Source organism: Bacteroides sp. MSK.20.82, assembly GCF_019052485.1.
Taxonomy (GTDB): domain Bacteria; phylum Bacteroidota; class Bacteroidia; order Bacteroidales; family Bacteroidaceae; genus Bacteroides; species Bacteroides thetaiotaomicron.
Map to the genome: position 1 here is coordinate 17,962 of NZ_JAHQUN010000021.1, position 13,691 is coordinate 31,652.

The following is a 13,691-nucleotide window of genomic DNA, read 5'->3' on the forward strand; positions in this document are numbered from 1 at the left end:
ATTCCCTCTTTATTTTGCATTTCCACTTATCTTTAGTCTAAATGGGGAACCTTCTGCATTACAATATATAATTACCGTTTTATCAAAATGCTCAGGATGCTCTGCTTTATACTTTATTCTCAGATTTAATTTCTGACCTGGTCGAATCGGTTCTTTTAGATATTCCACAGTAATACAACCACAAGAAACAGAAACATCCTCTATCGCTAATAATTCTTCTCCTGAATTACTTAATATAATGTCAGATATTTGCTCCTGTTTCCAATTAAAACTGCCCATGTCTAAAAATCGTTTATCCAAACTAGCATTTGTTCTTTGTTCTGCATTACACGGTAAAAAAGGTTTCTTACCAGAAATAATATTGAAATAAAGTTTTTTTATTTTAGGATTATAAACTGGATTACCAACAGCAATAACTCTATTATTTTTATCCAATAAAAATGTGTGGAGGTTTGATTCTAATGGAAATCTATTAAGTTTAGCAATGCTATCCTGTTTATCCACATATACTGGATATGTAAAATTAGCAGTCAATATAGCATGATAAATATCTTTAATTCTATTAGGAGAGAATGCAAATATAAACTTGACCCGACCTGCATATAAGGAATCAATTTCATTAATTAACATACTCCACGCCGACAATTGAAGTTTACAACTAGTACATCCTATCGAATCAACATATGCTAAAATTTTATACTCACTCTGAAGATTATAATATGTAGTATCCCTCAACATTGTTGTAAAATACATTTCTTTAGGGAACAGAATTTCTTTCTGTTCCCATTCTTTCAAAAGAGAAACGATGTTATTATCCTTATTTAAACATGACATCAAGAATAATGGCAATAACATAAGACATATATTTTTCATCGTTTATCTATTATTTATATGAAAATTCCACCACATGAAATTCTGGTGAACTGCTAATTCCATATATCTTTTTCTGAACTTTATCAACAGCAAAATTAATTATTCCTTGATCTAAAGTATATATTTTCTGAGGAATGCCATTCCAATCAAAAACGAATATACGATCTGGCAATTCTACTTCTTTATCATCCGGATCCCAAGGCTTTCCATTGAATAACACAAAAAACTCATCTCCTACATTATATGGAAAGAAATATGCATCTATATTATCTTTATCAGAGGTAGCTGCAATAGCATTACCATTACGAAATTCCTTAAAATGTGCATACGAATGTTCAGGTCCATGAATCCGTTTCTTCAATTGACCGTTCTGATCATAGATATCAATCAAATCTGTCCATTTATAACAAACGGCTATCCTATCTTTCATATTAGTCACAAAAGAAGATTTAAAAGCCTCCAATTTCTCATCGTCTGTATATGATAAGTCTGCCACCACTGGATAATAGCCAAATTCACCAACCTTCTTTCCATTATTATCAAATTTTATAAATTGATTTTTAGGATTATATGTCGATCCTATTAGATTATCAGAGAGTAAACCTATTTCACCATATGCTTGTAGCTCTATAGTCTTCCTTTCTAAAGGAATCGTATTTTCATTTGAAATAAAATCCTCGGTATCATACGTAAATAACGTAAAAGTGGCAACATCAAATATTAGAATCTGATTCTCATTAAATTTTATAATAGAAGGACGAATCATTTCGTCAGGCCCTTGTCCAAGCGAAATTCGTTTTCCTATTTCTTTTTTAGATTTTAAACTAAAAAGATGAAACAGCTTCTTCTCCATAGGGTTCATTGTTATCAGAATAGTGTCACAAACATATATACGCATCGGCTTTAATACTTCTTTATCTGATAAAAAATTTATCCCTGTCAATTTTTGACTGGATACAAAATCTTGATATTCAATTAAAGTTGCATCTTGATATTTACTTCCACTTTTTTCTGCACAAGATACTGTTACTAATAATACTGTCAAAAGCAGTATTAAACAAGAATTATGGGTATTCATGATTACATTTTTTAAAGCAAGGCTATATAGAAATAGTAGGCACCTATATAGCCTTACAATCGGTTAGTTAGATCTTCTTATTCTACTATCATAACAAGTAGTAAAAGTGTTATTTGTATATCTAATGATACATGTATCAAAATAACTCACCATACAGTATGTGTTACAATCACTTTGAGAACCTTCAGAAGAATCAGCCAATGCTTCTACATTAGCTAAAGCTAAGTCCGACAACTTCACGTTACTCCGCGAAGCATATACATTATATCCTGCAACAGCAGCAATTGCAATAATAGTAACTATGCCCATTAATTTCTTTTTCATTTAAGTAGATTTTTTAATATTTATACCTTTTCATTTCATACTTTTCTCTATATCTGGTAAAAACGTATTTGCCATAACCATTATTATCACTATCTTTGTCGCACCTCCTTTCTTTTTAGTAGGAATAAAGTAGCAGATGATGGGAACCAATCCGGCAAAATTGACTAACCCATCTTCCTGCTCCTCTTTTAATCACGTTAACTATCTATTTTTTCAACCACATTGAAATCTCACAATAGGCTGATCATTATTTATATCTGTCGCTATAATTGTTTTTGTAGCTTCATCCACCCAAAAACCATATACATAGTGATCAAGCACATACTTATATAGTGGTTCTCCTTTCAAACTGAATACATAAATATACTTTCCTCCATCTGGAAGATGACCATTATGTTTTACAATCTCTTTAAATGTAGTCCCATGGAACACTGCATAAATGGCATTATCTGTTACTTGCACATCGCTAAAGCCCATAATTCCTGAAGGTATTCCATATCCTTCAAATATTTTAAACTTAGGTTCCCCGTTTTCACCAATACGAATAACCTCCGTGCTATCCTTCAAATTATAGACTTCAAGTACTTCACCTAGTTGAGTCACCATTGCTAATACACCGTTATGAGAATTATAATCAATGAAACTACGCCATGCCTGTGCCAATGCTGGACGAGCTTTTCGTAACGTTTGATTATTAATTGATGGGATAGCGCCTATCTTTTTTACAAGTTCCCCATCATCATTAAGCCAACATAATCGGTTTTCACCGGAATAATCAGGAATTATAAAGGTAGTATCATTATATATGGCAAAGTCAAGTGGTCTTAAAATATCTTCATCCAATATCACCGCTTCGTCACGGAGCAGTGAATCACCGGATGAAGAAAAACCCAACCGTGTTAATTCTCTTTTATTAGCATCTAATGTCCATACTTTATGATTGTAAAAACGAACATTATCCATTGATAGCATTTCAGTTGGTGAATCACCGCGCCTCCCAAAAGAAGATAAATATTGAAAGCCAGGATATTTGAACAAATGAGCATAATAATCGATACCATGCAAATCCATTACAATAGCTTTATCTCCTTCTACTCGTATCCGAAATGGACAGCGAAATAAGGCAGTATCAAGCTCTATCACCTCTCCTTTTAGCTCCTTCTCTTGTGGAAATTCAGAATAAGGAAATACATTCTCTGCATATTCCATATTTTTTGTACCACAAGAGATGCAGATAAAGAGAAGAAGAAAGCTAATAAAGACCTTCAAGACTATATCCTCCAGCGATATATTTAACTTTATCGTGAGATACAGGACAATCTAAAGTACCTGTTCCATAACAATGTCCAATATCTGCATGCTCACTGTTAGCAGCTAAAGCTTCTATGTTATATAACAATAAAGCACTTTGTCTCTTTTCATGAGAAGCCAAATATTTAGTAGATAAAATAGCTACTATACATAATAAAAGAAGAAGATTTTTTTTCATACTACTTTTGCGTTAAAGATTAATTCTGAGAGCAAAAGTAGTAATGAAGCACTTAATTAGCAAAGAATACCGCTGACCAATCCTGACCTCGCATCATTTTTATCCGAAGAAATCAAGTTGAAATTCAAAATAGCTCCATTTCATCGACATTTTTAGCTATTTCTCTTAACAAGAGATTTCTCTGATATAATTAGTCGATAAGTACCATTTTTATTTATTATACTCAATGAAGGATCTATTTTTCTAAGAAACGAGCGCAGACGTCCAATCGCTTTATGCATTCGCTCATCATTACCTGAATTATCAGGCCACAATTTTTCTATAATAAAATCTTCCTTTAATGTATAGCCATTATCTTTTTCTTGAAAAAATAGTTCTAAAAGTAAACTGGACTGCCCCTGAATATTATACTTAACATCATTTACCTCTATGATATTCTGATCTGCATAGAATATTAGACTCTCACCCAATATGTAAGAATGTAAGGGAATAATATCCACTCTCTGTACTTCTTTAATTATTTGTTTTTCAACCTGAACTTCTTTGATAATTTCCACAGGAACCTCTTTTAAGATTTCCACGGGAGTCTCCTTGATAATCTCGACTATTTCTTTACTACGTAATGAATTGATCCTGCGACTGAGAATTATGAAAAACGTATAAAATCCATATCCAACAATTATATATAGCAATAAATATAGCAGCACCTCTTTATATATCATCCCCCATAGAGTGTAATGCAAATAACCCATTACTTCTATCTCACAGGCATAACCTATATAAAAAGTAAAAACTAAATTTGAAGAATTGCCCCATTCACTCTGATAGGTCTTTTGAGATTCTACACTACCGTCTTCATGCGTCAAAGAAATACGTAAAGCTGATTCTAAATAAATATCTGCTTTATTTAATTGTTCATCCCATATAAGATTTAAAGAGTCAGGCTGAAGTGGCTTTTCATAAAAAATAAAAGTATGCAAAGCACGTAAATTACTATTATGAGTAATATTCATAGAGTTTTTCTTGGAATCCATCCGATATAAATGTCTTCCTGACGCATCTTCCCAATAAACTGAATCAGGCATTTCAGTAGAGATAGCCGATTCAGAATTAAAGTAAAATGACAGTCCTCCGTTTATATTTCTATTTTTCAACTCTTTATCCAGTGCTTCAGTAAAAGTCTCTTTCGCTTTCTCCTTAAGCTCCGTTACTTTGAATTCATAAGTATATTTGCATGCAAGGAAGAATACAATTCCTCCAATACAAGCTATAGCAGATAACAGAATTATGATTTTAGGTCTCATTTTGCTTTACTTTATGTTGTTTTGTACTACAAAGATAACATTTTTCACAACAATCTAAACTTTCTCTTTAAAAAAAGATATAACTTAATAGAAGAAAAGCCACTTTGTAGTCAGACAAATATTCATAATATAAATGTTTGTAGCATCAAAACTCTTATTTATTAAGCTATACTTATATAAATATTTTACTATTTAATAAGACTGAAAACAGGATTTATCAAGCTACTGATTATCAATAATATACAAATCGCCATTTTTCCTTTAAAACCAAAAGGGCGTTCCTTTAAAACCAACGACCCGTTTCTTTAAAACCAACGGGCCTTTGGTTTTAAAGAAACGGACCATATTAAAGCAAAAAAAATAAGTTTGTTAACAATATTCAATATCCAATAAGCATAAAACAAGACTAGATACTTTATTAACATTATTCGATTTGCATAATTCTATTCAAATAACTACCTTTACGGAAAATTGAAACAGGTATGGCAAAAGAAATTAACCCATTTATAGTAACTGGAAAAATAGAACCCGAGTACTTCTGCGATCGCGTGAAAGAATCAGAGAGGCTGGTTAAATCATTAACCAATGGCAATAACCTTGTCATTATCTCACCCAGAAGAATGGGTAAAACGGGACTAATCCGTTTCTGTTATGAGAAACCTGAAATAAAAGAAGAATATTATACTTTCTTCATTGACATACTCCATACATCAAGCTTAAGAGAATTCACTTATCTGCTTGGCAAAGAAATTTATGAAACACTATTGCCCCGCAGTAAGAAAATGGCGAGCCTGTTTATCCAGACACTTAAATCAATCAATGGTAAATTCGGATTTGACCCGCTGACCAATCTACCTACTTTCAATCTGGAACTGGGGGATATTGATCGACCCGAATATACACTGGAAGAAATATTTCAATGCCTGATAGCAGCAGACAAACCTTGTATTGTTGCCATCGACGAGTTTCAACAAATTGCTAAATATCCCGAGAAGAATATAGAAGCATTACTACGCACACACATACAGAAAATAGAAAACAGCAACTTCATCTTTGCCGGAAGTGAACGGCACATGATGCAGGAAATGTTTCTATCTTCATCCCGTCCATTCTACCACAGTGCCGATATTTTGGAACTGAAAGCCATTGCACCGGAAATCTATATACCATTTATCGCAGACCATTTCCAAAAAAGAAAACGGCATATTGAAATCGAAAATATAGAAAAAGTATATCGGCTATTCAAAGGACATACCTTTTATATTCAAAAAACATTCAATGAAGCTTTTGCAGATACACCGAAAGGGAAAGAATGTACACTGGAAATTATCAAAACAGCTATAGATAACCTTATTGCATATAATGATACAATCTTTCGGGAAATCTTATCTAATATTCCCGAAAAGCAAAAGGAATTGCTTTATGCCATTGCCAAAGTAGGTGAAGCAGAAAACGTCACATCAGCGAAATTTATCAAACGATACAGTCTGACATCCGCAAGTTCTGTACAGTCCGCAACTAAAAAACTGCTTGAAAAAGACATTATTACAGAAATCAATAAAGTATATTCGGTTACCGACAAGTTCTTTGGTATGTGGATCAATACTATTTATGGCAATAAATATACCCTTTAGCAAAAACGCAACTACAATTACCATCAAATAAATCACAAAGTTAACACAATATATGGTAATTACCGAATACCAATTATATTATTATGTTCTCACTATAAATATTTTAGCCCTATTTCTCTTCAATATCCTTGTTTTTCAAAACACATACGTTATCTTTGTAGTTATAGTACAAAATAAAGCAAAACAAAATGAAATCTAAAAACATCATTCTATTATTTACTTTGGCATTGCCATTGTTCAGTTGTAGTGAATCACAGAAAAGAGTATCCTTTAGCGAAAGCACAACTGCTAAATCTACCGCTTTGAAGGAAGCCTTTATCTCCATTCCAATGGATATAAAAAAGAAAGGAGATATCTTATATGCCGGTGATTTTAAAGGAGACAGCCTTTTATACTGCTATAGTCTTAGTGAACAACGCTTTGTAAATCAAATGCTACCACAAGGACAAGGACCTGATGAATTTTTAAGCCCTGTCGAATTCTTTCTGTCTGATTCGTCTGCTTTCATACACAATCGATGGCACTTCACAGCGCAAAACTATACATTCAACGCGAAAGACTTTTCCATCCGGCGACAAGGAGAATTGATACACCTGCCCATGAGCATTGACAGAGTCTATCCGATGAGCGAATCACGCTTTATAGCGTCCGGCGTTTTTGAAGATTGCAGATTCCTTATTTTAGATAATGACGGCAATGTTATATCCAAATCTGGCGACTTCCCGAACTATCAAAGTGGAGAAGAAACCATACCCAATACGGCTAAAGGTATGTTTCATCAATCACAATTCGGTTACAACACCGACCGGAAACGTCTGGCATGTGCTACCAGTAATGTACTTGAGCTATGGGACTATAAGCCGGAAACATTAACGCTCCATAAAAGACTATTGTTAGCACCCTATCATTATCAGTTCAATTCAAGCCCAGACGGTGTGTATGCGGAAAGTGATAATCCTGATGCCGAACTGGGAGCACGAGGCATTGCCGTTTCCAATAACTATGTTTATGTACTGTATAACCCAAACACCAATCGGATGCACGAAGAACAAAAAGAAACTCTAAACAGCGAGATTTGGGTTTTCGACTGGGAAGGAAAACCGATACGTAAAATTTTGACAGATACTCATATAGAATGCTTCTGTGTAGATGAAACCGATACTTCATTTTATTGTGTAATGACTGCACCGGACTATTGTATTGGGATAGTGTCACCATCCCATTAACATAGTGACAGTATGTGCCAAGGATAGTGTCACTATCCCGAGCACATACTGTCACTATAACAAATCGAATATTTTGAGCTATTCTTGTCCTATTCCGCCCGCTGCGTAGGCAGCGTAAACTCCTGAGAATCACAGATTACTCCATTCTCATCGGACACCGCTACGCGGAAAGTCACTTCACCATCTTTCAGCTTACTTCCGGCATAGACCGTAGCCGTATAGCGGATACCCTCACCCGGAAGAATTTCTTCTATCATTACAGTAGGAGAAATGCCGATATGTTTCACTTTCCCGACCGTCTCTACAATAGGAACCACGTCATAAACCGGATTTCGTCCTTCATTCATGATTTCAAAGATGATCTTGCTGCTTTCTCCCCCGTCTATCGCATGATTACGGTTATCGTCAATAAAGCGAATCTTGCGCAGTTTCAACTGAGTCAGTTGCTGCTGAGTCTGCGTCCGAGGTTTAAACTTAGAGTGAGACTGCCCTTGTCTGACTTCCGGAACGTAAGCATATTCCTCTATCGGGTCCGGTTTCGGAGCAGTCAGCGCATTCCCTATCGCTGCACCGGCAATGGTGCCAACAATATTTCCAATGGCAGAGCCGCGATATCCGCCCCTCCAGCCACGATTATTATCTCCGATAAGTCCGCCTATCGAACTTCCCAGACTTCCCCCAATTGCAGCACCACCTACAATTGCTCCGGGATTTCCCATACGTCCCGATGCACATCCGCTCAACATCAGAGCAGAAAGCAGAATTACAGTTAGTTGTTTCCTCATGATCATCTCTAATTTTACTATGATTACTCTATCACCTTAAAACGTGCAAAACGCAACAATAGTTGCTTGTCCCCTGCATTTTTAAAATGAATCGTTGCTTTTGCATTATCACCCGTTCCTTCTACCCTGATCACTTCGCCCAAACCGAAACGTTCGTGTTCTATCATCTGCCCCGCCTGTACTCCTGTTACAGATGCCGAACCGGCTGAAGCCGACCGTGTACTGCTTCCACTCACCGCACTGACCTTCTTCAAATTCTTCGGCACACTGGGTGCAATCACCTGAGTCTTCGGACGTTCACGATCGGAAAATTTAGTACCATAAGGCGTTCGTGTAGGAGATGCCGCACGTGTAAATCCACCTTCGATCTCCCTGCGGAAACGCCCCGCACCTTCGTCTACCGACCGACTGACTCCCGCCTCATGCGGCAACCGCAAATAATTCACATCGATATCCCGCAAGAAACGGCTGGGACTTCCAAACTCCATCTTTCCATAACGGAAACGGGTCTTGGCAAAAGAAATATAACAATGTTCTTCGGCACGGGTAATGGCCACGTAGAACAAACGGCGCTCCTCTTCCAGAGCACGGGGAGAATCGCCCACCATACCACTAGGGAAAAGGTTTTCTTCCAGCCCCACTACGAATACGTTTTTGAACTCCAGCCCCTTGGCCGAATGAACGGTCATCAACGTTATCTTTTCTCCATCATCCGCTTTGTCCGAGTCCTGATCAGTAAGCAAGGCAATCTCCGAAAGGAAATCTGTCAGAGAAATATTCGGGTTGCCTTCTTCCTGCCGCAACGCGCAGAAATCATTCATACCATTCACCAATTCCTCAATGTTTTCCTTACGACTCAGATTCTCCGGCGAAGTATCCTGACAGACATCATTGATGATGCCGGACCGGCGGATAATATCCGTTCCTATCTCATACGCACTCTTGTCCACCTGATCGGTCATAAAGCCTTCTATCAGTTCACGGAAACCTTGCAGTTTGGTGTGCGTACCTTTATTAATGTTCAGCCCGTAGCTCAATGGTTCGCAAAGCGCCGCCCAAAGACTGACACCATTTTCAGTGGCAGCGGAGATGATTTTTCCAACTGTCGTATCACCGATGCCACGGGCAGGATAATTAATGATTCGCTTGAATGCTTCTTCATCATTCGGGTTCACTACCAAGCGGAAGTAAGCAATGACGTCCTTAATCTCCTTACGCTGGTAGAATGAAAGTCCGCCATAGATTTTATAGGGCATACTCCGTTTCCGAAGAGCCTCCTCGAAAACACGGCTCTGCGCATTCGTACGGTATAATATGGCAAAATCAGCATAGCCGTAACTATGTTCCCGACGCAGTTCAGCTATCTTATTGGCTACGATATCCCCTTCTTCCACATCACTGTAAGCCTGAAACACGCCAATCGGTTCGCCCCGTTCTTTTTCAGAGAATACTTCTTTCCGAATCTGACGTTCATTCTTTTCGATCAGACTGTTGGCAGCACAGACAATGGTTTGCGTAGAACGATAATTCTGCTCCAGTTTAAAGACTTTCGTGTTAGGATAAACCTTCGTGAAATAAAGGATATTATCAATATCCGCTCCACGGAAAGAGTAAATACTCTGCGCATCATCGCCTACCACACAAACACGCTGATTTTCTTTCGTCAACTGGAGTACGATGCTATGCTGGGCATAATTCGTATCCTGATACTCGTCCACCAGCACATAACGGAACTGCTCCCTATAACGGGCCAGCACTTCCGGAAAGTCGCGGAACAGAATATACGTATACACCAGCAGATCATCGAAATCCATAGCTCCCGCCTGACGGCATCTTTCCCAGTAACGGGTATATATTTCACGGACAGCGGGCACTTTGGCTGCCATATCTCCTTCATACGCTTCTTTGTTGGCGGCATATCCCGTAGGAGAAACCAAATGGTTTTTGGCACTCGAAATGCGGGCCTGCACCATCCCCGGCTTATATGTCTTTTCGTCCAGTCCCATCTCCTTGATGATGGAACGGATCAGACTTTTACTATCCGCCGAATCATAAATGGTAAATTGGGAAGTGAATCCGATATACTTTGCTTCGGCACGGAGAATGCGGGAAAAGACGGAATGGAAGGTACCCATCCACAAATAACGTGCCCGCTCCATGCCCACCTGACGGGCTATACGTTCTTTCATCTCACGCGCCGCCTTATTGGTAAAGGTCAGTGCGAGGATGTTCCACGGTTGATAGCCGTTTTCCAGCAGATAGGCAATTTTATAAGTCAACACACGTGTCTTTCCCGAACCTGCACCGGCTATCACCAGCGAAGGCCCGTCGTTATAAGTCACTGCTGCACACTGACTCTCATTTAATTCCTCTATATAGTTGGTATTCATAACAGCATTATAAAAACAATGAGGATTTTTAACAAACCCTTGGCGTTCAAATTTGTTTCAATACGACAAAAGTATAACATTCATTTGACAATGAAGATATTTTTATGATTTTTCATCACTAACTATTTAACCTAACCACTCAAAGCAATGAAAAAGAGTATATTTTTATCATTTATTTTATGTTTGTGCCTCATCGCCTGCATACCACAGCAAGCAATGGCACAAAAGCAAAGCCGCATGGAAAAGCTGCTAAGGTATCTGAACGACAATGACGCCGACAAATGGCAGAAGAACAGGGAAAAACTGGATGACGAAACAAAGGCGTACTATGCCGAAGATTTATCATTGATGGACGTCCTCAACGACCTGTGGAACGGACAGAGCGAACAGGCAGCCACCCTCTATTTCGGCTGCTACGAGAAAGCCGCCCAAAGTAACTTCCCCAGTATCTGTGAAGGGGAAAAGATTCCGCTTTCTCAGATACGGGACAAGGCGGACCAGTCCATTATCAACCTGCTGGAGGCCTCGAAAGATAAAATTCCTTTCAGCCGGGCACTGCTGGACAGCATTCACGCCACCGAATATCCGGTTGACTCCGCCATGCTGCAACGGCTGCAGAACATCCGCGAGGTGGCGCTGCTGGAAGGAATGCTCAAAGCCCCCACTCCCATCATCTACCAGACTTACGTCAAGGAGTATCCCAACGGAAAATTTATCGCACAAGTCAACGCCTCCGAAAACGTACGGCTCTACCAACTAGTGAAGACCACCCCGACTCCTGCAAACTTCAAAGCCTTCTTTGAAGACCCCGAAATGCAGAAGTATTATCAAGACAGAGGTCCGCGCCCCTATCTTGCCGAGGTCCGTACCTTATATGATGATTTCCTTTTCCAACGTATCGACAGCCTGAAAAAAGAAGGAAATGCCACCGCCATCCGGCAGATCATCGATGATTATAAGAATACACCTTATCTGGCCACCGGTGCACGGACTCACCTGAACGATCTTGAATATCTCAGTGAAAAGGCAGACTTCGAGCTTCTGAAACCGGCAATAGTCAACTCCGAATCGCTCGGTTTATTGCAGGAATTCCTCAAAACACACAAGTATAAGGAATTTCGTGACCAGGCAAAAAATTTGCGTGCTCCATTTATCCTGCAAGCCATTGTTTCCACCCCGACTACCGTGAAATATTACACTCAAGGACGATTGATAAAGTGCTGCGAAACCGACAGCACCGGCAATATTACGACCAGCTACACCTACAATGACAAGGGGCAGCTTACCACCACATTATCCGTGACTGAAAAGAACGGGCAACCCATCAACGAGGTGCAAACCAGCAGGCTGTACGACCCGCAAGGCCACTGCATCTTCGAAGTGAAAACTAATCCGAAAACCAAAACGGACTTTTACCGCCGTGCACGCCGCATCGGTATCGACGGTAGCATCGAAAGCGATTCTCTAAAATACATGGACGGCAGATATACCGTCAGCAGCTACAACAAGCAGGGATTACTGACGGAAACCAAAGAGTACAACAAGAACGGGGAAATGGAGGGATATACAGTCAACAAATACGACGACAAAGGCAGAATGACCGAATCTCAGCATCAGAATATGCTCTTTGTCAATTCGCCCAACCAGATTCTCTCGCAAAAAGAATTGTATGAATATGATAAATACGGATACCTCACCCGCATCGTCTACCAACGTATCTTCGGCAACAGCCAGAAGACGTCCGGCTGCCTGACCTGCCTGTACGACGAGTACGGGAACCGGATCGATGGTGACTCCTATTACGAATATGACAATACGGGGCAATGGATATGCCGCACCAGCTATGACAACCCGCAGCAAGTGGAACGTATACAGTACATTTATAAATAAAAATAAAATACCGTGAACCTTTTGCGAACTATGGCTGTTATTATAGTATAACAAAACCATTTAAAGTTTTGACAATATGAATACTATATTAATGTCTTTAATAATTATGACCATGACTTACGAAATGCCTAAACTTCCTTACGCAAACAATGCGCTGGAACCTGTAATCAGTCAGCAAACGATAGATTTCCATTACGGAAAACATCTGCAAACATATGTAAATAATCTGAATAGCCTTGTGCCCGGAACAGAATATGAAGGCAAAACGGTAGAAGAAATCGTTGCCACCGCTCCCGATGGAGCTATCTTCAACAACGCCGGCCAAGTGTTGAATCACAATTTATATTTCCTCCAATTCGCTCCGAAACCTTCGAAAAAGGAACCGGCAGGCAAACTGGGAGAAGCCATCAAACGTGATTTCGGCAGCTTTGAAAACTTCAAGAAGGAGTTCAATGCAGCAGCAGTCGGATTGTTCGGTTCAGGATGGGCTTGGCTGTCAGTAGACAAGGACGGTAAACTGCATATCACCAAAGAAGGAAACGGCAGTAACCCCGTACGCGCCGGACTGAAACCACTTCTGGGTTTTGACGTGTGGGAACACTCCTACTATCTGGACTACCAGAACCGCCGTGCCGACCACGTAAACGCCCTGTGGAACATCATCGACTGGGATGTGGTAGAAAAACGAATGTAACCGG

Annotated in this window: 12 protein-coding genes; 4 read left to right on the plus strand and 8 right to left on the minus strand. The window is 39.1% G+C overall.

Going from position 1 to position 13,691, the window contains the following annotated elements:
- Window positions 1–9: 9 nt before the first annotated feature.
- The 6 genes from KTR07_RS16685 to KTR07_RS16710 form a co-directional block, all read right to left on the minus strand.
- Window positions 10–873 (minus strand): DUF1573 domain-containing protein, encoded by an 864-nt coding sequence (locus tag KTR07_RS16685; protein ID WP_032840891.1) that lies wholly within the window; start codon window positions 871–873, stop codon window positions 10–12.
- A 10-nt stretch (window positions 874–883) separates the two neighbouring features.
- On the minus strand, window positions 884–1,951 hold the full coding sequence (locus tag KTR07_RS16690; RefSeq protein WP_008765549.1) for a BF3164 family lipoprotein: 1,068 nt from the start codon (window positions 1,949–1,951) through the stop codon (window positions 884–886).
- 63 nt (window positions 1,952–2,014) lie between these two features.
- Window positions 2,015–2,275, minus strand: a complete 261-nt coding sequence (locus KTR07_RS16695) for an NVEALA domain-containing protein (protein WP_022470228.1) — start codon at window positions 2,273–2,275, stop codon at window positions 2,015–2,017.
- Between the two features lie 213 nt (window positions 2,276–2,488).
- Window positions 2,489–3,484: a BF3164 family lipoprotein gene (locus KTR07_RS16700; RefSeq protein ID WP_008765547.1), complete on the minus strand. Its 996-nt coding sequence runs from the start codon at window positions 3,482–3,484 to the stop codon at window positions 2,489–2,491.
- Between the two features lie 43 nt (window positions 3,485–3,527).
- Window positions 3,528–3,764 carry an NVEALA domain-containing protein gene (locus tag KTR07_RS16705; RefSeq protein ID WP_008765546.1) on the minus strand — a complete coding sequence of 79 codons (237 nt, stop codon included), beginning with the start codon at window positions 3,762–3,764 and terminating at the stop codon, window positions 3,528–3,530.
- A 152-nt stretch (window positions 3,765–3,916) separates the two neighbouring features.
- Complete coding sequence (locus KTR07_RS16710) at window positions 3,917–5,068, minus strand: helix-turn-helix domain-containing protein (protein WP_008765545.1); 1,152 nt, start codon at window positions 5,066–5,068, stop codon at window positions 3,917–3,919.
- Window positions 5,069–5,550: 482 nt separating this feature from the next.
- Here KTR07_RS16710 and KTR07_RS16715 point away from each other — a divergent pair, with 482 nt between their 5' ends.
- Together KTR07_RS16715 and KTR07_RS16720 are read left to right on the plus strand one after the other, a co-directional pair.
- A complete protein-coding gene (locus KTR07_RS16715) occupies window positions 5,551–6,702 on the plus strand; it encodes an ATP-binding protein (RefSeq protein WP_008765544.1) in 1,152 nt (383 codons plus the stop codon).
- Window positions 6,703–6,890: 188 nt separating this feature from the next.
- Entirely contained in the window at window positions 6,891–7,928 is a 1,038-nt protein-coding gene (locus KTR07_RS16720; protein ID WP_008765542.1) for a TolB-like 6-bladed beta-propeller domain-containing protein, read from the plus strand.
- Between the two features lie 89 nt (window positions 7,929–8,017).
- On the opposite strand, the gene KTR07_RS16725 is transcribed toward KTR07_RS16720, so the two are convergent.
- Complete coding sequence (locus KTR07_RS16725) at window positions 8,018–8,713, minus strand: hypothetical protein (protein ID WP_008765541.1); 696 nt, start codon at window positions 8,711–8,713, stop codon at window positions 8,018–8,020.
- A gap of 23 nt (window positions 8,714–8,736) precedes the next feature.
- Window positions 8,737–11,103, minus strand: coding sequence for an ATP-dependent helicase (locus tag KTR07_RS16730; RefSeq protein ID WP_074855483.1), 2,367 nt, complete (start codon window positions 11,101–11,103; stop codon window positions 8,737–8,739).
- 147 nt (window positions 11,104–11,250) lie between these two features.
- On the opposite strand from KTR07_RS16730, the gene KTR07_RS16735 reads away from it, so the two are divergent.
- Together KTR07_RS16735 and KTR07_RS16740 are read left to right on the plus strand one after the other, a co-directional pair.
- Window positions 11,251–12,993, plus strand: coding sequence for an RHS repeat protein (locus KTR07_RS16735; protein WP_217315463.1), 1,743 nt, complete (start codon window positions 11,251–11,253; stop codon window positions 12,991–12,993).
- A 76-nt stretch (window positions 12,994–13,069) separates the two neighbouring features.
- On the plus strand, window positions 13,070–13,687 hold the full coding sequence (locus KTR07_RS16740) for a superoxide dismutase (protein WP_055218172.1): 618 nt from the start codon (window positions 13,070–13,072) through the stop codon (window positions 13,685–13,687).
- Window positions 13,688–13,691 lie beyond the last annotated feature (4 nt).